Origin of the sequence: Chryseolinea soli (assembly GCF_003589925.1) — a bacterium.
Classification (GTDB): domain Bacteria; phylum Bacteroidota; class Bacteroidia; order Cytophagales; family Cyclobacteriaceae; genus Chryseolinea; species Chryseolinea soli.
Window position 1 is genome coordinate 3,438,666 of record NZ_CP032382.1, and the last position, 22,917, is coordinate 3,461,582.

The window sequence follows — 22,917 nt, forward strand, 5'->3', positions numbered from 1 at the left end:
CTTAGGAAATCTTGTCGGCAATCAACTGGGCGGCTTCTTCTACAAACTTGCGTTGATCTTCGTTGATGGGACTGAAGGCGGCGATCTCCAGGATCCCCTGCACCTGTCCTGATTTTTTCAAGGCGGTGATCAATAAAAATTTTGGCGACGCACTGCCCAATCCCGAAACGATCTTGATATAGCCTTCCGGCACATCGTCGACATACAGGGTGTTGCCACTTACGGCCGCCTGACCGATGAGGCCTTCCCCGAATTCGAAACGGATCACCGAGCTTTCGGCGAGGTTCAGCGCATAGCCGCTCTTCAACTCGGCAAAACGTTTTCCGTCTTCTTCCACGATCCGGTACAAAGCGCCCTGACCAGCATCCACCTGCTTGCAAATGGCGTGGAGGCCGGCTTGTAAGATTTGTTTTTCACCCTTGGCCTGGTCCACGCTGGCTTTCACCGTTTCGAGGCTGATGGTGCTTTTGCCCGATGCGGCGGCTTCCTGTTGTGCCAGGGAGTCTTCCAACTTGCGGTCGCGAAACACGATCACCTCTTTCTTGTAACGCAGTGCGTTCGCCAGGCTGATCGCCCCGATGAGGAACGTGACGCCGATCACCAGGTATACTTTCATAAAGCTGGGCTCGAAGCCGCGGGCCAGGTTCAGGCTGCCGGGCAAAGAATAAATGAAATACACGGATACACCCGCTCCCAACAGGAACAGTGAAGCCAGGAAGAGGCTTATTTTGTATCGGTCGTTAATGAGGCCAATCATCGGTATTGTTTATCTAGTTCTTTTAAAAACTCTACTATCTGGTCTACTTTCATCACATAATCGATCTCCGTAGCGGCCAGTGCGGCTTTCGGCATGGTGTCGATCATGCATTCGGTGGGCTCCTGCACAATGGTCAGACCGTTGCGGTCGTGAATGTGCTTCATGCCCAGGGCGCCGTCTTTGTTCGCGCCGGAGAGCAGGATGCCTACCAGTTTTTCTTTATAAACAAAAGCACAACTGCTCAACGTAATGTCTATAGCCGGCCGTGAGTTGTTCACCATCTCTTCGGTGGACAGGGCAAAGCTATGCCCCAGTTCCACGCTCATGTGATAGTTGGCCGGCGCCAGGTACACACTGCCTTTTTTGATGTTCTCTTTATCGTGGGGTTCAGTGACCTGCACCACACTTTTTATGGAGAGCGCCTCCACAAAGCCGTTGCGCACGTGCTTTAGCCGGTGCAAGCACATGATGATCGGCAATGGAAAGCCTTTGGGCAATTGCGCCAGGATTTTGACTACACCCTGAAAGCTGCCTGCTGACCCACCGATAACAACGGCCTTGTAGCTGTTATTTAGGCTGATTTTTTTCATTCGTCAATAGACAACTCTCCTAATCTTTTATTTTCTTATAAATCTTCTCCTCATTATTCACCACGATAAAACGGTTGGCGTAATCGCACCATATCAACGACTCTTTTGACCCAATGGCCAGATATCCGTATTTAAATAGGCTTTCATGAAATTTCTTCAACACCTCGTTTTGCAACGTCTGGTTGAAGTAGATCATCACATTGCGACACAAGATCAGATCGAACTTGTTAAAGATGTCGCCCACCACCAGGTCGTGACGGCGGAACGAAACGTTCATCAACAGGTCTTTATTGAAAACGGCCATGCCGTTCTCTTCATGATAGTAGTCTTTGAAGGATTTGGTGCCCTGGAACCGGATGTAGTTCTTTTCATTGAGCTCCATGTTCTTGATGGGGTAGGTAGCGGCCTTCGCGCGCTCCAGGATGTTCACGTCCAGGTCGGTGGCGATCATGGTCACATCGTGCAATACGCCCATCTCTTTTAGCATAATGCACATAGAAAGCACTTCCTCGCCCGAGGAGCAGCCGGCATGCCAGATCTTGAATTGCTTATGGTTGAGCATAATGGCCGGCAGGATCTCTTCGCGCATCACGCGCCAAAAGCTGGGGTCACGAAACATTTCGGTAACATTGACCGTGAGTTCGTCGAGAAATTCGTTGATAAAGGGAGGGGAGTCGTTCAGTTTTTTCAGGAGACCTTCCACCGAGAGCTTTTTCAGCTCCATGATCCGCAGCACACGCCGTTTGAAAGACGACATGGCGTAATTCCGAAAGTCATAGTGATACTTCTGATAAATGAACTCCGAGATCCGTTTAAGGTCGGCAATATCAATGTCCAACATGGTGGTCTTTTAAAAGGGAACTCAAAATTACTTCATGCATACTACTGCCGGACGTATTTCAGCGAGAAATCTTACACGCGTGGAATATGGCCGGAAGCATTTTATTTTTAAAGAAAATCAAATTAACCCATTCGTACTAATTCCTTGAGGAAAAGGACGTTAAAAAGTGGGATGACCGTTAACCTCGCCTTGCCGTTCAATGCGGGGAAAAGGCCGTCCAGACTCAGCGCGCCGTCTTTCTATCCAATTCTTCTTGCGTTATTTGCAACGCTTTCAAGTTCACCTGAAGGGCCTGCTCCACGGCCACGGCGAGCTCCCAGTCGTCGGCTTTGGGCGAATGGGTCAGCTTGCTTTGCAAGGCTTCTGCTTCTTGTCGGTATTCCTGTTCCTTTTTACGCCACGCGGCCTCTAGGGCTTCTATTTCGGCACGGTTGGCGGTTGATTTCGGTTGGGCTTCCAGTTCGGCTATACGCGCCAGGTAGTTCTTCTCCTTCCGCGACACCTCTTCCTGCGTGGCCTGCATTTCCTCCATATTCTGCCGCATCTCTTCTTCCTGGGAACGCATCACCTCCGTTTGCTCCTTGAATTGCTCGATCAGGTTGCGGTTCTTCTGCGCGGCTGTGACCGACGCCAACGTGGAGGCAATGGATTCGCTCAACTTCTCGACAAAAGCGATCTCGTGTGGCAAAAAAGAATTGAACGAAGCCAACTCAATGATGCCATACACCTGTGTGTCGACCTTGAGCGGCACCATGAGGATGGATTTGGGCGGCGCATCGCCCAGGCCCGAGGTGATGCGGATGTATTCTTCGGGTACTTCCGAGAGGTAGGTGGTTTCTTTTTCAAGAAAGGTCTGGCCCAAGATGCCTTCGCCTAATTTGATCTTTTGTTGTTCGAATTTCTTCACGTCGAACGCGAACAAGGCGGTCAGCTGCAGGTGCTTGTCGTTGGCGTCGTCTTCGTTCAACAGGTAGAGGCCGCCTTGGTTGGAGCGTGTATACTGCACGAGGGCGGCGATCACCCGGTCGCCCAGCGTGGTCAGGTTGTCGTTGGAGGAGCGAAGGATGTCCACGAATTTGGCGAGGCCTTCGTTGGCCCATTGACGCTTGCGCTCCTCATCGTTCATGGCCCTGAGCTTCGCCTGCATTTCGATGAGCGAGTCGGCCAGTTTGTTCTTGCCTTGCGTGTAGGCGCTGTCGAGGGTTTGGCGGTAGTCCATGTCCAGCTTGCCTTCGCCGATCGCTGTCACGAAGTCGGTGGCATCTTTCAGGTTTTCGATGGTCTGGTTGATCCTTTGCGACAGTTGGCCAATCTCGTTACCGGGAAGGTCGCGGGTATGGGCATGATTTGCCGTGTTGTCTTCGAGCCGTTTGATGGGTGACAGCACGAAGCGGTTGAAGGCATAGAACAGACCGCCCAGCAGGAGCACGTCGGCCAGCAGAAAGAAGGCAAACCAGCTGAGCACCGCCTGTTGACGGGACGCGATCTCGTCTTCCAGGTCTTTAATGAGCTTGTCGTACCAATGGGAAACGGAGATCCATTGGGCTTCAAAGTCAGCTTTTGCCTGAAGGTATTTTGGGTTGCCCTCCGCGGTGGATGACGCCTCCGGAGCAGCGGCTGCCAACGAATCGACTGGCGCGGCCACTGTGGCTTTCAGCGTGATGGTTTCGCTCTCGGTAAGCAAGGTGTGAACACCGGTTTTGTAACGGGTCCAATAAGGGTAGAGATTATCGTAGGTGATGCGGGGAAGGCGCGACAGGGGTGTCAAAAAAAAATCGGTCCCGTCCATGCGGCCGCCCTTGGCCAGTGTTTGCAGCTCGTGATCTTGCTGCTCCAGGTCTGCCGCCAGCGGGGCGGCGAGGTCTTTGCGGCCGTTGATAAATTGTTGTGCCTGCAGAGCGATCTCCTGGTTCTTCACCTGGATGCTGCGGGCATAGTCGATCTTGCGCTCGGACTCGTTGAGGCGCTGGATCGTGTGATGAACGGCAAAATACTCCGCGACAAAAAGAATGGTCATCAGCATCAGGATGTATACGCCCCATTGCTTCAGAGATTTATCGCGCCAAAATTTCATAATCCAGAATAAAGTAAACAAAGAAAGTAAAATAAGGCGAAAGCCAAAACAGGATGTCAGGTTAAGGGCAACTTAGTTGATTTTGGCTGCTCGAAGTGTGGAGGACGTGAAGCAGAAGGGCAACAGCGACTGGGCCGACGGTGCTTTCACCCAGCGACGCTCCTCCGTGAGCATCACCACTTCAAACGGTTTCCCCTGGCGGTATTCGAACTCCAGCATCACCTGCCGGCAACCTCCGCAGCAGGTGGCGGGTGTCAGTTCGGTGCCCGTTTTGTGTTGGGCCACCACGGCCAGCTTCTTGATGGCATGCCCCGGGTATTGAGAAGCCAGGGCAAAAAGTGCAACGCGTTCGGCACACATGCCCGAAGGATAGGCGGCATTCTCCTGGTTGGCGCCCGTCACGATCACGCCATTGTCCAGCAACAAGGCTGCGCCGACTTGGAATTCCGAATAGGGTGCATGCGCGGTGGGCAGGGCACGTTCTGCGTGACGCACCAAGTCGATCGATTCGGGATCGAGGTCGTGGAGGGTTGGGGCAAGGACAAAGTCTTTCATGAGGGCAGGACGGATGTTGTAGCGAAAGATAATAAATCAGGAGCCAGAATCCAGGAGCCGGAATTCAGTAGCCAGTAGGGGTGTGGGAGTGAGTGTGAGATCGAGGGTGTAGTGTGAGCGTGAGAACGTAGTGTGAGTTTGAGTTTGTAAGCGACATGTCAATCTTCTGAAAAACTAAAGCCCAACGATCAGCTCCAAATACATGCCTCCCGGCTGCTCACACTCTTCCAACTTCTGGCTACTGACTACTGGCTACTGAATTCTGGCTCCTGGCTCCTGACTTCTGGCTCCTGATACTTCCCGCGCTCAAATTAGCCCAGCCGGTTGAAGCGGCAATTTCCTGATAAATGATAGATTTGCCCCGACCCAACAGATGTCCTGTTGATGCTTGCTTAAAATCGCGGATGATATGAAGACCATTCTTGTTCTGGGCGCTGGGCGCTCCTCCTCGTCGTTGATCCAATACTTACTGCAGCACGCTGCGGCCGGACCGTGGACGGTCGTGGTCGGTGATTTTTCGGAAGCTGCGGCCCGGGAGAAGATCGGGACATCGGCGCACGGCCGTGCCATCGCCTTTGATATCAACAACGAAGTGCAAAGCAGCGCGGCCATCCAGGAGGCCGATGTGGTGATCTCTCTCATGCCCGCTACGCTGCACCCGCTCGTGGCCCGGCATTGCCTGCGGTGGAACAAGCATCTTCTCAATGCCAGCTATGTGTCGGACGAAATGCGGTCGTATCATGCCGACGCTTTAGCAAAGGGATTACTCTTCCTGAATGAGTGTGGTCTCGATCCGGGCATCGACCACATGAGCGCGATGCAAGTGATCGATGGGATCAAGGCGCGGGGTGGGACGTTGACTTCGTTTGAGTCGTTCACCGGCGGTCTCATTGCTCCCGAAACCGACCCCGAGAATCCGTGGCGCTATAAGTTCACCTGGAACCCGCGCAATGTGGTGATGGCCGGCCAGGGCACGGCAAAGTTTTTACAAGGCGGGCAATACAAATACATTCCCTATCAACAACTCTTCCAACGTTTCACCACCGTGTCGGTTCCCGGCTATGGCGAATACGAAGGCTATGCCAACCGCGACTCTTTGAAATACCTGGAAACCTATGGGCTGCAAGGCATACAAACCATGGTGAGAGGCACACTGCGAAACAAAGGCTATTGTCCCGCGTGGAATGTGCTGGCGCAATTGGGATGCTGCGACGATACGTATGCCATGGAAGGCGTTGACCAGATGACCCATCGTGGCTTTGTCCATGCTTTCGTGGAAGCGCCGGCTGGACAACTCCAGGAAAAGATCGCCGCGATGTTTCATATTTCCCGCGAAGGCGAAGAAATGAAACGCCTGCAATGGAGCGGTCTGTTTTCGGAAGAGAATGTGGGATTGTCGTCGGGAACACCGGCGCAGATCCTGGAGCATATCCTGGCAAAAAAATGGAAGCTCAACCCCGGCGACAAAGATCTGATCGTGATGTGGCACCGCTTCCGATTCACCTTGGCGGGAAAAGAAAAAGAAATACAGGCGCACCTGGTCGCTACGGGGGAGAACGAGGTCCATACTGCCATGGCCAAAACGGTCGGGCTGCCGGTCGGCATCGCCGCCAAATTGTTGTTGGAAGGAAAGCTCAAAACACGCGGCGTTGCTATTCCCGTGATAAAAGAATTTTATGATCCCATCCTGGAGGAGTTGGCTTCCTTTGGCATTCGTCTCATCGAAACGGAATACTGAGCAAGGCGCGAGAATACTATTTTGATTTTTTCATTGGAACCGCTGGCTCATACCATATGTCATAATTAAGTTCAGAGGGTGAACAGGTGTTCCCATTTTTCAAGTAGGTTTCGATGCGCGTCAGCCGTTTCTCTTTTCTATCATCGCTTCGGATAGTTTTGTAGTCCAGTACGGTAAAGGTTTCCTTAGATTTTATCTGCCCGTTTGAATAAAAAACGACCACGGTTTGCCTTAAGCTGTCACTTAGTGTTGATGTCCATTTTTCAATAATGAATGGATCATTACTGTCGTTAAGTTCGTCCATGATTTTTTCTTTAAAAAGAATATTGCCGAACACATCATAAACGGCCGAGTCTTTGACTATGGCTTTCCATCCCTTGGCAGCAGAGGCTGAGTGCTTTTCGATCCAAACTCCCGTTTCTATGAATTCGTAATAATTTTTAATTCCGGTTTTGACCACGTATAATTTGCCTTTTGAAAAGTCACCGTTCGTATTCTTGCCTTCCCATTTTTTAGCAATCAAACCTTTCGTCTCGATACTGTCTTTTTCAGCCTTCGTTAGACTGGCATGATACCAGGTATGCTTGTTGTCCTGATATTTGTCAAAAACAGCACAACTTGAGATGGATCCCACAATGAATACAATGATTAATGTTTTCATTAATTTTCTTTCTATCATCTTCCTTTTTATGAACTGTTTAAAAATTACCTCTAAAACCTAACTTCTCCGGGTTAACGATAGGGATAGCGGCAAGGAGATGAAATAGAGCAGCGACCAGAGCCCGGAGTGCGTGAGGGCGAAAAACATTCCCGTTTGCAGGCAGTAAAACAAGGGTATGAGCACGAGTCCGAAGGCATATTGGATGGAGGAATGGAATTGTTCGTTGTGTACTTTCTTTTTTACAAACCAGGAGATGATGCTGGCCGGTAAGAGATGGTTGATAAAGGCATAAAGGAATAATGGATTCCACCAAGGCCAGCGTTTCGTTACGCGTACGGGCGCAACATTTTCTACTGTAGCCGGCATGTTCTTTATGATCGCTTGATCAGCAGCCAACTGTGCGGCCAGGTCGTTTTGGGGTACATGATGTTTGTAGAGATAGGCCACTTTGCGCTCGTATTCGTCGCCGTCGCCTGCGATGTGGAGCATGAGGGGTTTGAGGCCATCGCTGGTTTTGTCCACCAGCCTGTCCGTGTCCAGGTTGTCTTTCGGGCTTTGTCCGTTATCTGCGGAAGTGGCGTGATGGGGCACCACGGGAATGGCTTCACCGAAAGTGATCAGCACCCTGGACCTGAACTTCGCGTGGTCTTCGTATTGAATGCCCACCGGCACGATCTTGAGCCCGAGGGTGTAGTTGCTTTTTTCTTCGGCGCGCAAGGCGATGCGGGCAAATCCTTTTTGCAACGGGCGCAGTTTCCAGTAGCCGTCGTCGTTGCCTTCCGCAAAAATGAGGAGCGACTTGCCGTTGACCAGCATCTGCGCGTACTCCTCCATGGCGGCGTCATTTTTTCGCATGGTGCTGAAGCCGTCGCGAAAGCGGTAGAGCGGTTTGATCTGCACCAGCGTCAGGGCTTTGACGGCCCACGGTTTTCCAAAGATGTTGGCCCGGGCGATGGACCAGGGGTTGGCCGCCGAACTGCAGATGACCAGGATGGCATCCATGAAGGCGCTTTGATGGTTGGCCACAAAGATCACGGGACCTTTTGGCAAGGGAGCCACGAAGCGGACTTGCCACTGCCGGAAAAACAGACGCAGTGCCAGGCGGCAATACTGCTTCAGGGAAACGTAAAAAGCTAATGCAAACACGGCCTTAAATTAATGGAGTGGCGGTAAAAAACAATTCGCGAGGGCAGACTTCGCGATTAGGTTGTCGGTGCCGGCAGGGGCCTGCCTCGCATGAACGACGCAAATCCGAAACCACTCACCAGGTGCCAGATGCCCCACCAGGCGGCGACCAGCGCCATCTCGACATTGCCCCCAAAAAAGCTGAAGATCAGAATGAGACCCAACCCCGAATTGTGGACGCTCGTTTCGATGGCCACCGTCCGGTTCACGGCCTCGTTGTTCTTGAGCACCTTGCTAAAAAAATAAGCGCAGGCCAGGCCGCAGCCGTTGGTGAGCAGCACAATCCAGAAAATCTTGTGAAAGGTATCGATCAGGATGCTCTTGTTGTTCAGGAAGGCCATGACCACGAACATCGTGAGAATGATGATGGAAATGATGCGCGCCGGCTTGGCCACGCGCTTGGCAATGGCGGGCCATTTTTCGGCCACGAACATGCTCGTCACCAAGGGCAACAGCAGGACCAGGATCATTTTGCTGGTGAGCGACCAAAAGTCGACGTGGAGTTCTTTGACGTCCGAATGCAGGGAAGGCACGAGCGAAGACCAGAAGAAAAAATTCGCCGGCGTCATGATAAAAGCAAACATCGACGAAAATCCGGTGAGGGCTACCGCCAGGGCTACATTTCCCCGGGCGTGTAGCGAAAAGAAATTGGAAACACTTCCTCCCGGGCAAGACGACACCATGATCAACCCCAGGGCCACACCGTTGCTGATCGGCAGCAGCGTGACGACGATGACGGTGACCAGCGGCAACAACACGTACTGCCCGAGCAAGCCCGTGATGACCGCCTTCCGCTGGGAGAGCAGCTGCGTGAAATGTTCGCGTTTGATTTCCAGGGCCGTGCTCAGCATGATGAAGGCCAGGCAGATGTTCATCAGCGTGATGCTGCCTTCTGAGAAATTGATGCTAGGAGTTTCCGGATGCAAGGGCGGTAATTTTTGGGATGAAAAAATAGGGTTTGGGATAAAGATAAAAATAACCCCCGGTTTTAATAAACCTTATGAATCCACGCTGTCGCGATGATTTTCATACCACTGGTCGGCCGGCAGCGACCCGCCCGATGCGGCCTGTACGGCCAACTGGTCGCACCGCTCATTTTCCGGGTGGCCGGCATGACCTTTGATCCAGACAAACTTTGGTTTGTATTTTTGATGGAGGGGAATGTAGCGTTGCCACAGGTCGGGGTTGGCCTTTTTGGCGAAGTTCTTTTTTTGCCATCCCCAGATCCAACCCTTCTCCACGGAATCCACAACATATTTGGAATCGGAATAGATGGTCACAGGGTGGCCTTCTTTCTTGATAGCCTCGAGGCCGGTGATCACCGCGAGCAGTTCCATGCGGTTGTTGGTGGTGAGCCGGAAGCCTTGAGCGATCTCTTTCACGGCGCTTTGAAACTTCATCACCACCCCATATCCGCCGGGGCCGGGATTACCTTGGGCGGCGCCATCGGTGTAAATGCGAATCATGCGGGGAGCACATTAGTTTTAAAGATCTTCACGGCGATGGCCAGCAGGATCACGCCAAACACACGACGCAAAACAGCAAAGCCCGATTTGCCGATCACACGCTCCAGCCACGACGAGGAACGGAGCACGATATAAATAAACACGAGATTCAGCAAAATGCCGACCAGGATGTTCCACTCATGATACACGGCGCGCAGCGACAAGATGGTCGTGAGCGTGCCCGCCCCGGCAATGAGGGGGAAGGCCAGGGGCACGACCGAGCTGGAGCCCGTGGCGTCGGGATCGTCTTTGATGAGCGTTATGCCCAGGATCATTTCCAGGGCCACAATGAAGATCACAATAGCACCGGCCACGGCAAACGACTGCACATCCAGGCCGAACAGGTGCAGGATGGACTGCCCCAGGTAGAGAAAGATGACCATGAGGAACGCCGAGATCAGCGTGGCCCGTTCGGCATAGATCCTTCCTTCCCGTCTCCGGATGGCGATGATGATCGGGATAGATCCCAGGATATCGATCACGGAAAAGAGAATGAGGGTGACCGAAAGGATTTCTTTAACGTCCAGCATGAACCAAAATTTGGAACAAAGCTAAACTAAAAATGCCGGACTTTCGCCCGGCATTTCCTTTCAAACCTTACTTATGTAAACCTTAGAAGTTGATCTGATACTGCAGCACCACTTGCCCCTTGTTGCCGGCCTTCACCATCTCGGCGCCCTGCGATTCAAAGTACGGACGGTTCTGATAGTCCAAACTGATCTTGCTGGTGTGGCCTTTGATGAGCCAGTTCACGCCCACGTTCCAAACATTCATGTTGTCGGCCAGGCGATCGTAGTTGCCCGCCTGGATGGACGCGTAGGGCATCAGTGTGCCGTTGCCTTCGCCGAAGAGATCTTTTTTCAACAAGTAGCCTACCTGGGCATACACTACTTTTCCACTGCCGAACATGGGAAAGGCGTTGCCTTGCGTGCCGGCGTATCCACCGGGGTTTGTACCCGCAGCCATACCGTCGGCGGGATTCATGATGCCGTTGTAGCGGAGATAGTTGGGGCCATAATCCAGGTTGAAGTATCCGGCGTAGGCCGAAAGTGCTGTGCCCTTTTCTGCATTCAAAGGAGCGTCATAGAACAAGGCCACCGACCATAAGTTCATGTTGTGATATTGTTGCGTAACGCCTGCATCTTCCGAAGTCCATAGGGCATTCTTTTGGGTGATGAAACCGGCCTCGATGTTGAAGACTCGTTTCTTGCCCAGATAAGTGCCCGTCATGTAGGGCGTGGTGTTGGATTCTTTGTCAAAGAAATTGTACATGAAGAATCCTTGATATTGTTTGTGGTGACCTTGCTGCGCAAAGGTGGCGTTGGGATTCACCGCCGGGAGTGCCGCGCCATTGGTGGTGATGGGGAACGGATCGCTCATCACGATGCGGTAATCGAATTTTCCAAGTTGGCCGCGGGCATATACACTAAGCTTGCGCGAGAATTCGTCGGTCTGGTCGACGGTGGCCTGGGCGAAAACCGGAACGTCCATTGTCATGATCGTGCCGATGCTGGGCTGGCTAAAGCGCGACAAGCCGTTGGTGATGGTGAGACCGCCACCCAGCTTCAGCTTCTCATTGTCTTTCCACACCTTGTATTCACCCAGCACATCGTGGAAGAACACCTGGAGCTTCCGGTTGCCGGCGTTGTTGGAAAGAAAGTTGAAGTTGTTTTGTCCGAATTGCGTGTAGAAGAACACATGGTCGGTGAGTTGGCCATAGAATTGGATACGGGTTCTGCGCAAGCCAATGTCGGTGGTGTTGCTGGCGGGATCTTTCAGTACCATAGTGCCGGGGTTGCTATCGTTGTAACGTACCCACACCTGGTTCAGGAAGGTCCATTTCAAATAGTGGCTTCCGTCTTCGTTCAATTTCAAACGCATCTCTTCGAGTGCGGGCTTCGGCGTGGGGGGCGAAGTCGACTCCTGGGCAAACGCGGGCATAAAGGGTATGACCACCACCGCGAGCATGGCTAGGGTTGGTTTTTTCATGGGTTCGTGTTGGTTTGTTTTGCAACGCAGACACAAAGTATGCGGATGCGTAATTCAATTCAAAGCAATAACCGTGTTGTAGAGGATGTTGTTATAAAAAACAGGCTTGAGTTGATCCGGGCGATTGCCCATCACCACTCCCATCAGGTGTAAATCGTTCGTCCGCATGCGGTCGCGCAGAAACGGATAGTCCAGCAGCAGTTTGCACTGATCGATGACGTTCAGCTCCAGCAGCATTTGGTCGCGCACGGTTTTGGGGAGTACCCGTACGTTGGGATTTTTAAAATAGGCACCCAGGTTGAATTGCAGCATGCGGCCCAGAAACGGATCCTTCTTCAAGGTGTCCATGACATGGCAATGCATGTGGCCGGCTACAATGATCTGCGTGCATCCTTTTGTTCCCACGAAGTACTCCAGGCTCTCTTGTTGCAAATAGTCGTGACGTTGCAGCATCGCGCCAAGGGAAGAATGGGTGAACACCTGTCCGGAAAAATCATCCGTCACTTGCATTCCACACTCCCGGCAGGTGATCACTAACGTCTTCTTCAACCCGATCAAGGGCTTTAGCGTCGAAAGGCTGTTCATTGTTTTTATGCCAATTGGGTTTCGTATTTACCTACTGCTTTCATAAATCCATTGACGAAGAGTAGCACCGACTTGATCTCTTCCGGCGACAGCTTGTCACGCTTGGCATACACGAGCAGTCGGTTGCGGTGTGATTCCACGTGAATGCCATCGTGCGTTTCCAGGTAGGTGAGAACGCTTTCGCGGAAGAATTCGCGCACCGCATTTTCGTCGTCGCCGCGCAGGTAGAACAGGCGCGAGAATTCCGGGTGGTTCTTGAAGTCGATGTCTTTGCCCTGGGTCTGTGAAAGTTTGTTCCATAATTTTTCGGGCTCCAAAGCAAAATGCGGGAGCACGCCTTCGATGTCGGACACCTGCACCACGGTGATGGTGGTGTCACTCTTGGTCATATCGCCTTCCGTCAGGATAAGATCGGAGATCTCCACTTTGCCGAATTCGGTGTACTTCGTGAGGATGTTCTCTTCGTACTGGATCTTCGTTCCGGTCTGGATGGGGAAATTCCGGTACTTCAGCGAGTTCTTCACCTTTTGGGGATAGAACACCAGGTCGTTGTCTTCCGCCAATCGGCGAAGCTCTATCTGGCGGCCCGACAAACGGATCTCCAGTTTCGAAGCATTGCCTGGCGTGTTTTTACGTGCAGCCAGGGGGTGATTGGAGAACGGGTTGAATTTATCCAAACCTTCCCAGATCACTTTGCCCCCCGTGAGGTGATAGTCGTCTTCGAAATGGTGAAGTTGTTCCATGAACGAGTGGTCCACCAGCTTGGCATCGGCAAAGTTGAACACGATGGTTTTGCCGGGTTTGATTTGGGTGAACAGCTTTTTGAAGCCGAGGAAGTTCGAGAAGGTGGCCGAACCTCTCACTTTCACTTTGTACTCGTCGCCGCTGTCGGTCAGCGTATAGTCGGCTTTGAAAAGGCTGGCTATGGGCGCACCGTTGATGATGTGGAAGACAAACTTGGTGAGGATACCGGCGGCCACACCCAGCAACAGGTCTTCGGCCACGGTCACGATAATGGTCACGCAGAAGATCACAAACTGTTCGGGGCCGATCTTATAGGTACCGATAAATTCTTTTGGCGAGGCCAGGCGATACGCCACGGCGATCAGCATGGCGGCCAGGGCGGCCGTGGGAATCATTTCAATGACCGGGATCAACACCAGCATCGACACCAACAGGAACAAGCCGTGGAAGAAATTTGCCCAGCGGGTGCGGGCCCCGTTGTTCACGTTGGCCGAGCTGCGGGCCACTTCCGAGATCATGGGCAGACCGCCCAACAGGCCGGAAATGCCATTGCCCAGCGCCAAGGCACGGAGGTCTTTGTTGTAGTCCGATTTGCGTTTGAATGGATCCAGGCCGTCGATGGCCTTGACAGTGAGCAGCGACTCGAGGCTGTTCACAAACAAGAACATGAAAACATATTTCCAGAAAACATACGTGCCGATGGCAGCGAAGCTGGCGCTGAAGGAAACGTTTTTCCAGAAATCGCCGATGGAAACCAGCGAGCCTTTGTAGAGCCCTTTAAAGTTCATGACCAAAGCCAGCGGGATCATGATGATCAGTACGATCATCGGGGCAGGGATCTTTTTGAAAACACCGCCCAGCATCGGCAAACCGAAAATGATGACCAAGCTGGAGATGCCCACCAGGGCGATGCTCCAGTTTGCGTTGGCGATGAAGACGGGGATGTGTGTATACAACTCAATGGGCGAGAGACCTTTTGTGAACGAAGGATCAACACCCATCAGGATGGGGAATTGCTTGGCAAAGATCAACACCCCGATGGCGGCCAGCATGCCATGCACCGCAGAATGTGGGAAGAAATCACTGAAAGAACCGAATTTCAGAAAACCGAAAACCACCTGGATGATGGCCATGACCACCACCGCGCCGCAAGCCAACTGGGTGGCGCTAACGCCCTCAATACCCAATCCCCCGAGGTCGGCAACAGCCCCCGCGCAAACGGTGATCAAACCGGCGGCAGGACCTTTTATGGTGAGGCGGCCACCCTGAAAAATACTGACCACCAAACCACCGATCATCGCGGTGAGCACCCCCATGGCAGCGTCGAAACCGCTGGCTTTGGCGATACCCAGGCTGAGGGGGAGGGCCAATAAGAATACAAGAAAGCCTGAGAGCGCATCGGTGCGCCAGTTTTGCTTCAGGCCTTCCAAACCGTCTTTAGGAATTTCTAATGTTTTCATGTGTTTGAAAATTTTAGTCTCAAAATCGGCGGTGCAACACCGCGTGAAAATGAGTCAGACAATAATTTTTTTTGGAATACAAGTAGGGGGGGTGCGATGTTGCCCAAGGCAGAAAGGGGTATGCCTTGACCATCCAATCCTGTCAAAAAAATGACGCTTACAAGTTTTGACACCTGCGTCGACATCACCCTAAGGCCACCTGTCGAACGTCAAATTATTGCTGAACATGAAAAGAATGGAAGCGTCGGTATTCAACCCCGGAACCCGGCGCAAAGCAAGACGAGGATCAGATCAGGAAGGTGCAGAACAACGTAAACAGCGGACGTTGCGGATGGCTATCCGGCGCGCTGACTATGGTAAGCTTATGTTGATAAGACGCGATCAGGTTCACACCGTGAGCCGCCAGGTCCAACAGGGGAGGCACGCCCTCGGAAGTGAACACGTCATCGTGCTCTTTTTCGTCATTTTCTTTTAACAGCAGGGGGACGACAATGGAATTATGGTGCGAATGAAAGGCGGTTTCCCGGTCTGCAGGAATTTCTTGCACCACCATGGGGAGGAATGCCGGAGCAAGAAATTGAAACAGCAGCAGGATGAGTGCTACTCTAACAATTTGCTTGGATATCCTCGACATTGCGCTCATTATCAGGAACAAAGGTTAACATAAATCCGTGATAATCGAAAACGTCTCCTGCAGATTTTCTTACATGCGTTTCATGACAATCGATTGCAAAAACCTTAAACAGAGCTTAAAATTTCTCTAAAATCTTCATCAGCTTTTTGATCTCCTTTTTCTTCAATGCCGGGAAATTGGCAATGCGAAACGTTGTCGATTTCCATTCGCCATAGCCTTCGCCGAGCAAGATGTCATTTTTCTTCGCCAGCGTCTTGATGTGTTGTAACGTGTCGGCATCACCGGTCACCGGCACCACCGTATGCGACTGCACGGCGCCGTTACTCACCAGTGGCGCGATCTTCTTCCGTTCCGACAAGAACGCGATCCAGTCTTCCTGGCGCGCTACAGTTTTTTCGTGTGTGTCCTTGATGTTCTCGCTGTCTTCCAGCACGCGCATCAGCAAATAGATGCCCAGCACATTGGGTGTGCAAGGGGTTTGCCAGCGGGTCATCATCGAGGTCATGAAGGTCAAGCTGTTGTAATGATCCTTTTCGGCGATGTGGTTAGACCGCTCTATCGCTTGCGGAGAGCAGATCATGAGGCCCAGGCCGGCGGGAAGTCCGAAACATTTTTGAACAGACGCAAACCATACATCGGCCGCCTTAAAATCCAACGCTATGCCGGCCATGGACGACACGGCATCGACGGCGACGAGATGTTGCGGGTGATTCTTTTTTATGCGCTTGATCAACGCCGACGGCACCTGTGTTCCGTTGGAGGTTTCGTTTTGGGTGATGCAGATCACACCTTCTTCCGGGAAGGTGAGCTTGGCCGGGTCCAGTTTTTCCTCCACGCCAAAAGGCACCGCTGTGGCCCCGCTGTGCAGCCGCTGCGTGTACTCGTGCCACTTCTGTCCGAAGGCGCCGTTATATAAGTGATAACTCTTGTCGGTAATGAGCGACTGGGCAATGATCTCCCAGCACTCGGTAGCCGACGATGTATAAAAGATCGTGTAGTCGGAAGGGATATTCAGCCGCTGCTTCAATAACGAAACCGTCCGCTCGGAGATGGCCATGAAGGCATCGCTGCGATGGTTTATGCTCATCACGCCCAGCTCGTGCGCGTCTTGCACATAGCCGGGTATTTCGTCGTGTACGCGTGAAGGTCCTGGATAAAAGCTGATCATGGGGGAAGTATCTGTTTGGGTTCGACAACCTTAACGGCTTTCGATGTGGTTTAGATGTTGGCCGGAGAACAAAGTCACAACGGCCTGCGCCGTTTTACAAAATAGGCCTCCAAATGAAGCATCGAGGTCTATTTTCGACCCATTAAATAGGTCAGGGCCAGGGCATAGCCTTCCATGCCGAACCCGGTGAGCATGCCGGCGCATTTGGAGGTGATCAGGCTTTTATGCCGGAACTCCTCGCGGGCATACACGTTGGAAATGTGCACCTCCACCACGGGCGTCTTGATCCCCCCAATGGCGTCGTGGATGGCCACCGACGTGTGCGTATACGCCCCGGCATTCAACACGATGCCATCAAACGAAAAGCCTACCTCGTGCAACTTGTTCACGATCTCCCCCTCCACGTTCGACTGGCAATAGTGGAGCGATAGCGAAGGGAAACGCTTTTTCAAGGTCTCGAAAAAGTCCTCGAACGATTCGCTGCCATAAATGGAGGTCTCCCGCTTGCCGAGCAGGTTCAGGTTGGGCCCGTTGATGATCTGTATGTTCATGGGGTTAAGTTAAGCAGGAAAGTTACAGGCCCAAGGCGAAATAAAAAATCCACCTTCGCTAAAGCTCCGGCGGACAGGGCACTTAACTTAGCGGAATGAACTGGGATCTGCACGCCAAACATTTCAATCACTACCTCAAGATCGAGCGTTCCCTGTCGTCAAACTCCATCCAGGCCTATCTGCACGACGTGGCGCTGCTCCAGCAATTTATGAGCATGCAACATCCCAACACGTCTCCGCTCACGGTGACCACCAAACAATGCCAGCAGTTCCTTCAATATATCAACGAGCTGGGCATGAGCGCCTACAGCCAGGCGCGCATCCTCTCGGGGCTCAAAGCTTTTTTTAAATACCTGCTCTTCGAATCGCTCATCGAAAAAGATCCCACGGCCCTGCTGGAGGGCCCTAAGCTGGGCCGCAAACTTCCCGATACACTGAGCTATCCCGAGATCGAAAAGCTCCTGCAGGCCATCGACCAATCCAAACCCGAAGGCGGCCGCAACCGCGCCATGCTGGAAGTGCTTTACAGTTCCGGCCTCCGCGTCAGCGAACTTGTTGACCTCAAACTGAACGACATCCACGCCGACGTGGGCTTTCTCCGCGTCACAGGCAAGGGCAACAAGGAACGCCTCGTGCCCATCGGCCGCGATGCGTTGAAGTATACAAAGCTTTACGTGGAGGAAATTCGCGGCCGCTCGCCGCATAAGTTGCCACAGAAGGGGCATGAGGCTTTCGTGTTTTTGAATAGAAATGGGAAGAAGCTCACGCGGGTCATGATCTTTACCATCATCAAGAATCTGGCGTTGCAGATCGGGTTGAACAAGACGATCAGTCCGCATACTTTTCGTCACTCGTTTGCTACGCATCTCATTGAAGGGGGGGCAGACTTGCGGGCTGTGCAGGAGATGTTAGGTCATGAGTCCATCACTACGACTGAAATATACACGCATTTGGATCGCGATTATTTGCGGCAGGTCATCCAGGAATTTCATCCACGGGCATAAGGGAAACGTGCGAGATGAAGCTGGACACCGTACAATACACTAAGAAAACGGTTATTTTTACTGACACAACACCATGGCTATATGAAACTCTTTAGCGCAACGTCATTGATGGTCCTACTACTGGTTTCCCGGTCGTTGGCCCAAGATCCGTACGAAACAATTCACATCAAGCCCACTAAAGATTTTGAAATCACAGGAGCAGGCGATGCAGCGGCCTGGAAGGATGCCGATTGGCTCACCTTGACACAACGAACGGGAAACAAGTCCTACGCCACGAAAGCCAAATTACTTTATAGTGATAAAGGAATCTACGTGCTCTTCCATTGCGACGATGAAAAAATATCGGCAACCAACACGGAAGATTTCGCCGACCTATGGAAAGAAGATGTGATGGAAGTTTTTTTCTGGACCGACGAGTCCTCGCCCCTCTATTTTGAATATGAAATATCGCCTCTTAATCGCGAGCTCGCCCTGTTGATTCCCAATTTTGACGGGACTTTTTTGGGATGGCGGCCCTGGCATTATGAAGGGGATCGAAAAATAAAGCACCTGGTCACCACCGCCAAGGGGGCAACGGGAAACGTCACTTCCTGGACGGCGGAGATATTCGTTCCCTACAAATTGCTTCAACCCCTCCAGCACGTACCGCCTCAAAAAGGGACCCGCTGGCGCATGAACATGTACCGGGTCGATTTCGACGATGGCAGAAGTGCATGGTCATGGAATAAAGTCAAAACCAATTTTCATGACTACAAGAACTTTGGTGTCATGCTATTTGAATAACACGGACGGATCGCCCTTCTTTAAAGGCTTTCATAAAAATATCTTTCGTACCTTCGCCCCATGATTCGAATCACCGCAATTGCCTTGTGTGCGTTCTTCCTTGGATCGACTTTCTCTCAGGCGCAAACCGTTGAAACCCACACCCAAAAAGGCGTGGACCTCACCGAATACAAAACCTTCACCGTCACCAAAGGGGAATTCATGACCCCTGCCGACGAAAAAAACACATCTGAGGACGAGCTGTTTGCCACTATAAAGAAATCCATTGTTAAAGAACTGGAGATGCGCGGCTACACCTACGCACCCGACTCCGCCCAAATGGTGGTGAGCTATGTCGCCGGCGGCTATAACTTTACCGACGGTGGCTCCAACGGTCCCCTTGGACAACGCCCCGCCGACAATCCGGTGGACATGGACCAGTCGCGCAGCTGGTCGCGCGAAACCCGCGAAGGCATGATGATGATCCAGATCGACGACGCGCGCACCAAGAAAGAACTCTGGAAAGCCAACGCCAACCTCGTGCTTAACGGTGCCGACCTGCACCGCGCGTTGGATGCGTCTGTCTATAAAGCCTTTAAAAAATTTCCCAAACGGAATAAAAAGAAAAAGTAGTAACGCCCTGCATGTACGCCCTGATCCGTCCCCTGCTGTTTGCCGTCGATCCTGAAAAAATCCACCACATTGTTTTTGGTTTTCTCCGATTCGTCGGGCGTGTCCCTGGCGGCAAAGCGCTGCTGCGGTGGGCTTTTCACTATGAGCATCCCAGCCTGGAGCGCGAGCTGTTTGGCATCCGTTTTAAAAATCCAATCGGCCTTGCGGCAGGGTTAGACAAAGATGCGCGGCTCATCGACGAGATGGCCTGCCTGGGCTTTGGCAGCATCGAGATCGGCACGCTCACGCCGTTGCCACAACCTGGCAACGACAAGCCGCGTCTTTTCCGCTTGCCCCAGGATCAGGCGCTGATCAACCGCATGGGGTTCAACAACGAAGGCGTGGAGGCCGCCGTGCAACGACTTAGAAAAAGAACGTCGCGCGTCATCGTCGGCGGCAACATCGGCAAGAACAAGGTCACACCCAACGAGAACGCGATGGACGATTACGTCCGTGCGTTTGACGCTCTGTTTGATCATGTCGATTATTTTGTCATCAACGTGAGTTCGCCCAACACGCCTGGGCTGCGCGCATTACAGGAAAAGGATCCGCTGGGAAAATTGTTGCAGTCCATCAAGCAACGAAGCCTGGCCAAGCCTCGCCCCAAACCCGTGCTCCTGAAGATCGCTCCCGATCTCACGCCCGAACAACTCAACGATATTGTCGACATCCTCCGTGAAACCGGAACCGATGGTGTCATCGCCACCAACACTACCATTGCCCGTGATGGCCTGCGTGCCAGCAAAGCGGACCTCGACCGAATTGGCAACGGGGGGCTTAGTGGCCGGCCGCTGACAGCGCGTTCCACGGAAGTGATCCGATATTTGCGCACGTCACTTGGCCCCAAATTTCCCATCATCGCCGTTGGCGGCATCTTTACACCTCAGGATGCTATCGAAAAATTAGACGCCGGCGCCGATCTCCTGCAGCTTTATACCGGATTTATTTACGAAGGGCCCGCCCTTGCAAAAAGGATCAATAAAAGTCTGGTGAAGCGAAAAGCCTGAGCGCCGGTTGACCCAGGGCGTCAACTCATGATTTTTTATCGAAATTCAAGGTGGCCTTCACCGTGCCCTGTATTTCGGTCTTCGTGTCCGGGTCGGTATAGCTGCCATCCTTTTCAATGTACAGGACGAGTTTGGTATCGGTGATCTCTTGAATGGTGTAGGTGCCCGACAAATCGATAAATTCAGTGCCAAAGGTGACGGAGAGCGTGAGCTTGTCATTGTTCTGAGACCATGTGCCGGTGGAGGTTTGATTGTTGTCGGTTAGCACCGCTGTGCCATCGGACTTGAATTCCACCAGGGCGTCAAAGGTATCGTCGGTTTGTTTGTTGGGGAGGGCGACGCCGAAGACGGTGATCTCGGCCGTGAGCAAAGTGCCTTGCCATTTTCCGGTCACGGAAGGGTAGGACTTTTCATCGTCCTTGCACGATAGCAGGATAATGAAACTCAGGCTCAGGAAGAACGTGATAATGCGGGGGGTCATGATGCTTTCGTTTATAAGTTTCGACAAAGATCTATATTTGTAACGCGATTTTCGTCCTTCTGTTCCGGTCTGCGGGACGAACGGATAATAGAAGCGTTGTTGCAGCATAATACATTGTTCGTTGCACATTTCTTCATTATCTTAGTATACTTACGGTTTACTAAGTACGCACGACCAGATACTCACGACTCATTCGACCCTCTCATGAAAACAAGAACCCTGCTTCCTGCTTGTATCTTTCTGCTTTGTAGTGTGCTCTTCATCTCCTGGAAAACCTGGGAGCGCCCCAAAGCGAAGGGCTATGGAAAATTGCCCAACACGCCCGTCGCGCTCTGCGGTGGCGTTTCGTGGGATTTGGCCGACACCTTACTGGCCCAGCCGCGGTTGCTCAGTGGCCTCGGCGATCTGCACTACCCCGTCACCACCACTTCGCTGGAAGCGCAAAAGTTTTTTGAACAGGGTTTGCGGCTGGTCTATGCCTTCAATCATTGGGAAGCCATCCAATCGTTCCGCGAAGCCACACGCCTCGATCCCGAATGTGCCATGGCCTATTGGGGATTGGCCCTTGCCTATGGCCCCAATCTCAACGACGTGAATCCAAAAGACCGCGAACGCATCGCGCTCGACGCCATCCAGCAAGCCCAAAAAAGAAAGGCCCGGATCTCGCAGGTAGAAAAAGATATGATCGATGCGCTCGCCACCCGCTACAACGGCAAGGCCTACGAAGTGCGCGACTCGCTCAACCAGGTCTACGCCGGCGCCATGGGCAACATCGCCCAACGCTATCCGGAAGATGCCGAAGTTCAAATTCTCTATGCCGACGCCGTGATGAACACGATGCCGTGGGACTACTGGCTGCCCGATGGCAAAGCCAAGCTACAAACCCAGGAGGCGAAGCGCGTGCTGGAATCGACGCTGGCAAAATTTCCCCGGCATCCCGGCGCACACCACCTCTACATTCACCTCATCGAAGCCTCGCCCACGCCGGAGTTGGGCTTGAACAGCGCAAAGTTCCTGGAAGCGGCCATGCCAGGCGCGGGGCACATCGTGCACATGCCTTCCCACATCTACGTTCGCACGGGCGACTACACCCGCGCAGTGCTCTCCAATGTCAAAGCGGCCGAAGTGGACGAGAAATATTTAGCACGGTCGGAAAACCAGGGCATGTATCGTCTCATGTATTATCCGCACAACATCGATTTTATCTGCTTCAGCTCCTACATGGAAGGCCGAAGCAACCTGGGCATTCAATCGGCGCTGAAGCTGGCCTATAAATCGAATTTCATGTTATCGACCTCTCCGGGCTTCTCGCAGTATATGCAGATCGAACCCATGATCGCCTTCACACGCTTTGGCAAATGGAACGACATCCTCGCCTTGCCCGATCCGGGCAAGGAGCCTTACCCGCAAGTGATGTGGCGCTTCAGCCGCGGCATGGCCCTGTTGCGTACAGGCTTTGCGTTGGAGGCCAAGTATGAACTCTCCAAGCTCGACTCCCTGGCCAAACTGGATGCGTTGAAGTCGATGTACATCTCCTTCAACCCCGTCTCCACGGCTGCCGGCATTGCCGCCGACCTGTTGCACGGCGAGATCGCGTTAAAAGAAAAGAAGTTTGACGAAGCCATTTCGTTCTTCCAAAAAGCCGTGAAAACCGAAGACGGCATGCGCTACAACGAGCCCCCCGACTGGAAAATACCCACACGCCACTTCCTCGGAGCCGCCTTACTGGAAGCCGGCAAATTTGCCGAAGCCGAACAAGTATATAACGAAGACTTAAAGCGCAACCGTGAAAACGGCTGGTCCCTCGCAGGCCTGCACCGCGCCCAACACGAACAAGGAAAAAAAGATGCCGTCCTCAGCACCGTCAAACGCTTCTCCACCTCCTGGAAAAACGCCGACATCACCATCATCACCTCCCGGTTCTAAACTTTGCGTCTAAGGGGGAAGCCTACTG

Annotated in this window: 23 protein-coding genes; 6 read left to right on the plus strand and 17 right to left on the minus strand. The window is 52.6% G+C overall.

Annotated features, from left to right (window positions below; translation table 11 throughout):
- Nucleotide 1: 1 nt before the first annotated feature.
- The 5 genes from D4L85_RS14790 to D4L85_RS14810 form a co-directional block, all read right to left on the minus strand.
- Nucleotides 2-757 carry a GAF domain-containing protein gene (locus D4L85_RS14790; protein ID WP_119755019.1) on the minus strand — a complete coding sequence of 252 codons (756 nt, stop codon included), beginning with the start codon at nt 755-757 and terminating at the stop codon, nt 2-4.
- Complete coding sequence (locus tag D4L85_RS14795; RefSeq protein ID WP_073137721.1) at nt 754-1,347, minus strand: chemotaxis protein CheB; 594 nt, start codon at nt 1,345-1,347, stop codon at nt 754-756. Before D4L85_RS14795 ends, D4L85_RS14790 begins: the two co-directional genes overlap by 4 nt.
- Before the next feature lie 19 nt (nt 1,348-1,366).
- Nucleotides 1,367-2,188 (minus strand): CheR family methyltransferase, encoded by an 822-nt coding sequence (locus tag D4L85_RS14800; RefSeq protein WP_119755020.1) that lies wholly within the window; start codon nt 2,186-2,188, stop codon nt 1,367-1,369.
- Nucleotides 2,189-2,411: 223 nt separating this feature from the next.
- Complete coding sequence (locus tag D4L85_RS14805) at nt 2,412-4,262, minus strand: GAF domain-containing protein (RefSeq protein ID WP_119755021.1); 1,851 nt, start codon at nt 4,260-4,262, stop codon at nt 2,412-2,414.
- Between the two features lie 72 nt (nt 4,263-4,334).
- Nucleotides 4,335-4,817, minus strand: coding sequence for a cytidine deaminase (locus D4L85_RS14810; RefSeq protein WP_119755022.1), 483 nt, complete (start codon nt 4,815-4,817; stop codon nt 4,335-4,337).
- Nucleotides 4,818-5,226: 409 nt separating this feature from the next.
- On the opposite strand from D4L85_RS14810, the gene D4L85_RS14815 reads away from it, so the two are divergent.
- Complete coding sequence (locus tag D4L85_RS14815; RefSeq protein ID WP_119755023.1) at nt 5,227-6,555, plus strand: saccharopine dehydrogenase family protein; 1,329 nt, start codon at nt 5,227-5,229, stop codon at nt 6,553-6,555.
- A gap of 16 nt (nt 6,556-6,571) precedes the next feature.
- On the opposite strand, the gene D4L85_RS14820 is transcribed toward D4L85_RS14815, so the two are convergent.
- The 11 genes from D4L85_RS14820 to aroQ form a co-directional block, all read right to left on the minus strand.
- Entirely contained in the window at nt 6,572-7,216 is a 645-nt protein-coding gene (locus D4L85_RS14820; RefSeq protein WP_160143738.1) for a hypothetical protein, read from the minus strand.
- A gap of 57 nt (nt 7,217-7,273) precedes the next feature.
- On the minus strand, nt 7,274-8,362 hold the full coding sequence (locus D4L85_RS14825) for a 1-acyl-sn-glycerol-3-phosphate acyltransferase (RefSeq protein ID WP_119755025.1): 1,089 nt from the start codon (nt 8,360-8,362) through the stop codon (nt 7,274-7,276).
- Between the two features lie 56 nt (nt 8,363-8,418).
- Complete coding sequence (locus tag D4L85_RS14830; RefSeq protein ID WP_119755026.1) at nt 8,419-9,327, minus strand: bile acid:sodium symporter family protein; 909 nt, start codon at nt 9,325-9,327, stop codon at nt 8,419-8,421.
- Between the two features lie 72 nt (nt 9,328-9,399).
- Nucleotides 9,400-9,867, minus strand: a complete 468-nt coding sequence (rnhA, locus tag D4L85_RS14835) for a ribonuclease HI (protein ID WP_119755027.1) — start codon at nt 9,865-9,867, stop codon at nt 9,400-9,402.
- A complete protein-coding gene (locus D4L85_RS14840; RefSeq protein ID WP_119755028.1) occupies nt 9,864-10,436 on the minus strand; it encodes a MarC family protein in 573 nt (190 codons plus the stop codon). The genes rnhA and D4L85_RS14840 overlap by 4 nt, the downstream gene beginning before the upstream one ends.
- A gap of 82 nt (nt 10,437-10,518) precedes the next feature.
- Nucleotides 10,519-11,895, minus strand: coding sequence for a hypothetical protein (locus tag D4L85_RS14845; RefSeq protein ID WP_119755029.1), 1,377 nt, complete (start codon nt 11,893-11,895; stop codon nt 10,519-10,521).
- Nucleotides 11,896-11,949: 54 nt separating this feature from the next.
- Nucleotides 11,950-12,480, minus strand: a complete 531-nt coding sequence (locus tag D4L85_RS14850; protein WP_119755030.1) for a carbonic anhydrase — start codon at nt 12,478-12,480, stop codon at nt 11,950-11,952.
- A 5-nt stretch (nt 12,481-12,485) separates the two neighbouring features.
- On the minus strand, nt 12,486-14,684 hold the full coding sequence (locus D4L85_RS14855; RefSeq protein ID WP_119755031.1) for a SulP family inorganic anion transporter: 2,199 nt from the start codon (nt 14,682-14,684) through the stop codon (nt 12,486-12,488).
- Nucleotides 14,685-14,970: 286 nt separating this feature from the next.
- Nucleotides 14,971-15,327, minus strand: coding sequence for a hypothetical protein (locus D4L85_RS14860; RefSeq protein WP_160143739.1), 357 nt, complete (start codon nt 15,325-15,327; stop codon nt 14,971-14,973).
- A gap of 106 nt (nt 15,328-15,433) precedes the next feature.
- Nucleotides 15,434-16,486 carry an aminotransferase class V-fold PLP-dependent enzyme gene (locus D4L85_RS14865; RefSeq protein WP_119755033.1) on the minus strand — a complete coding sequence of 351 codons (1,053 nt, stop codon included), beginning with the start codon at nt 16,484-16,486 and terminating at the stop codon, nt 15,434-15,436.
- 128 nt (nt 16,487-16,614) lie between these two features.
- Nucleotides 16,615-17,037, minus strand: a complete 423-nt coding sequence (aroQ, locus tag D4L85_RS14870) for a type II 3-dehydroquinate dehydratase (protein WP_119755034.1) — start codon at nt 17,035-17,037, stop codon at nt 16,615-16,617.
- A gap of 95 nt (nt 17,038-17,132) precedes the next feature.
- Here aroQ and xerD point away from each other — a divergent pair, with 95 nt between their 5' ends.
- The 4 genes from xerD to D4L85_RS14890 all read left to right on the plus strand — a co-directional run bounded on the left by xerD (nt 17,133) and on the right by D4L85_RS14890 (nt 20,482).
- Nucleotides 17,133-18,041, plus strand: coding sequence for a site-specific tyrosine recombinase XerD (gene xerD, locus D4L85_RS14875; protein ID WP_119755035.1), 909 nt, complete (start codon nt 17,133-17,135; stop codon nt 18,039-18,041).
- A gap of 81 nt (nt 18,042-18,122) precedes the next feature.
- Nucleotides 18,123-18,824, plus strand: coding sequence for a carbohydrate-binding family 9-like protein (locus D4L85_RS14880; RefSeq protein WP_228450902.1), 702 nt, complete (start codon nt 18,123-18,125; stop codon nt 18,822-18,824).
- A 60-nt stretch (nt 18,825-18,884) separates the two neighbouring features.
- A complete protein-coding gene (locus D4L85_RS14885; protein ID WP_119755036.1) occupies nt 18,885-19,436 on the plus strand; it encodes a DUF4136 domain-containing protein in 552 nt (183 codons plus the stop codon).
- Nucleotides 19,437-19,447: 11 nt separating this feature from the next.
- Complete coding sequence (locus tag D4L85_RS14890; protein ID WP_119755037.1) at nt 19,448-20,482, plus strand: quinone-dependent dihydroorotate dehydrogenase; 1,035 nt, start codon at nt 19,448-19,450, stop codon at nt 20,480-20,482.
- Between the two features lie 25 nt (nt 20,483-20,507).
- Here D4L85_RS14890 and D4L85_RS14895 read toward each other — a convergent pair whose 3' ends face one another.
- Nucleotides 20,508-20,963 carry a lipocalin family protein gene (locus tag D4L85_RS14895; protein WP_160143740.1) on the minus strand — a complete coding sequence of 152 codons (456 nt, stop codon included), beginning with the start codon at nt 20,961-20,963 and terminating at the stop codon, nt 20,508-20,510.
- Between the two features lie 204 nt (nt 20,964-21,167).
- On the opposite strand from D4L85_RS14895, the gene D4L85_RS14900 reads away from it, so the two are divergent.
- The gene (locus D4L85_RS14900; RefSeq protein WP_119755039.1) at nt 21,168-22,889 is read left to right on the plus strand and encodes a tetratricopeptide repeat protein; all 1,722 of its coding nucleotides are present in this window, start codon (nt 21,168-21,170) and stop codon (nt 22,887-22,889) included.
- Nucleotides 22,890-22,917 lie beyond the last annotated feature (28 nt).

Bases quoted from the DNA above. Each gene is read 5' to 3' on its own strand.
- D4L85_RS14790 (WP_119755019.1), bottom strand. From the start codon at position 757: ATGATTGGCCTCATTAACGACCGATACAAAATAAGCCTCTTCCTGGCT.
- D4L85_RS14795 (WP_073137721.1), bottom strand. From the start codon at position 1,347: ATGAAAAAAATCAGCCTAAATAACAGCTACAAGGCCGTTGTTATCGGT.
- D4L85_RS14800 (WP_119755020.1), bottom strand. From the start codon at position 2,188: ATGTTGGACATTGATATTGCCGACCTTAAACGGATCTCGGAGTTCATT.
- D4L85_RS14805 (WP_119755021.1), bottom strand. From the start codon at position 4,262: ATGAAATTTTGGCGCGATAAATCTCTGAAGCAATGGGGCGTATACATC.
- D4L85_RS14810 (WP_119755022.1), bottom strand. From the start codon at position 4,817: ATGAAAGACTTTGTCCTTGCCCCAACCCTCCACGACCTCGATCCCGAA.
- D4L85_RS14815 (WP_119755023.1), top strand. From the start codon at position 5,227: ATGAAGACCATTCTTGTTCTGGGCGCTGGGCGCTCCTCCTCGTCGTTG.
- D4L85_RS14820 (WP_160143738.1), bottom strand. From the start codon at position 7,216: ATGAAAACATTAATCATTGTATTCATTGTGGGATCCATCTCAAGTTGT.
- rnhA (WP_119755027.1), bottom strand. From the start codon at position 9,867: ATGATTCGCATTTACACCGATGGCGCCGCCCAAGGTAATCCCGGCCCC.
- D4L85_RS14840 (WP_119755028.1), bottom strand. From the start codon at position 10,436: ATGCTGGACGTTAAAGAAATCCTTTCGGTCACCCTCATTCTCTTTTCC.
- D4L85_RS14845 (WP_119755029.1), bottom strand. From the start codon at position 11,895: ATGAAAAAACCAACCCTAGCCATGCTCGCGGTGGTGGTCATACCCTTT.
- D4L85_RS14850 (WP_119755030.1), bottom strand. From the start codon at position 12,480: ATGAACAGCCTTTCGACGCTAAAGCCCTTGATCGGGTTGAAGAAGACG.
- D4L85_RS14855 (WP_119755031.1), bottom strand. From the start codon at position 14,684: ATGAAAACATTAGAAATTCCTAAAGACGGTTTGGAAGGCCTGAAGCAA.
- D4L85_RS14860 (WP_160143739.1), bottom strand. From the start codon at position 15,327: ATGAGCGCAATGTCGAGGATATCCAAGCAAATTGTTAGAGTAGCACTC.
- D4L85_RS14865 (WP_119755033.1), bottom strand. From the start codon at position 16,486: ATGATCAGCTTTTATCCAGGACCTTCACGCGTACACGACGAAATACCC.
- aroQ (WP_119755034.1), bottom strand. From the start codon at position 17,037: ATGAACATACAGATCATCAACGGGCCCAACCTGAACCTGCTCGGCAAG.
- xerD (WP_119755035.1), top strand. From the start codon at position 17,133: ATGAACTGGGATCTGCACGCCAAACATTTCAATCACTACCTCAAGATC.
- D4L85_RS14880 (WP_228450902.1), top strand. From the start codon at position 18,123: ATGAAACTCTTTAGCGCAACGTCATTGATGGTCCTACTACTGGTTTCC.
- D4L85_RS14885 (WP_119755036.1), top strand. From the start codon at position 18,885: ATGATTCGAATCACCGCAATTGCCTTGTGTGCGTTCTTCCTTGGATCG.
- D4L85_RS14890 (WP_119755037.1), top strand. From the start codon at position 19,448: ATGTACGCCCTGATCCGTCCCCTGCTGTTTGCCGTCGATCCTGAAAAA.
- D4L85_RS14895 (WP_160143740.1), bottom strand. From the start codon at position 20,963: ATGACCCCCCGCATTATCACGTTCTTCCTGAGCCTGAGTTTCATTATC.
- D4L85_RS14900 (WP_119755039.1), top strand. From the start codon at position 21,168: ATGAAAACAAGAACCCTGCTTCCTGCTTGTATCTTTCTGCTTTGTAGT.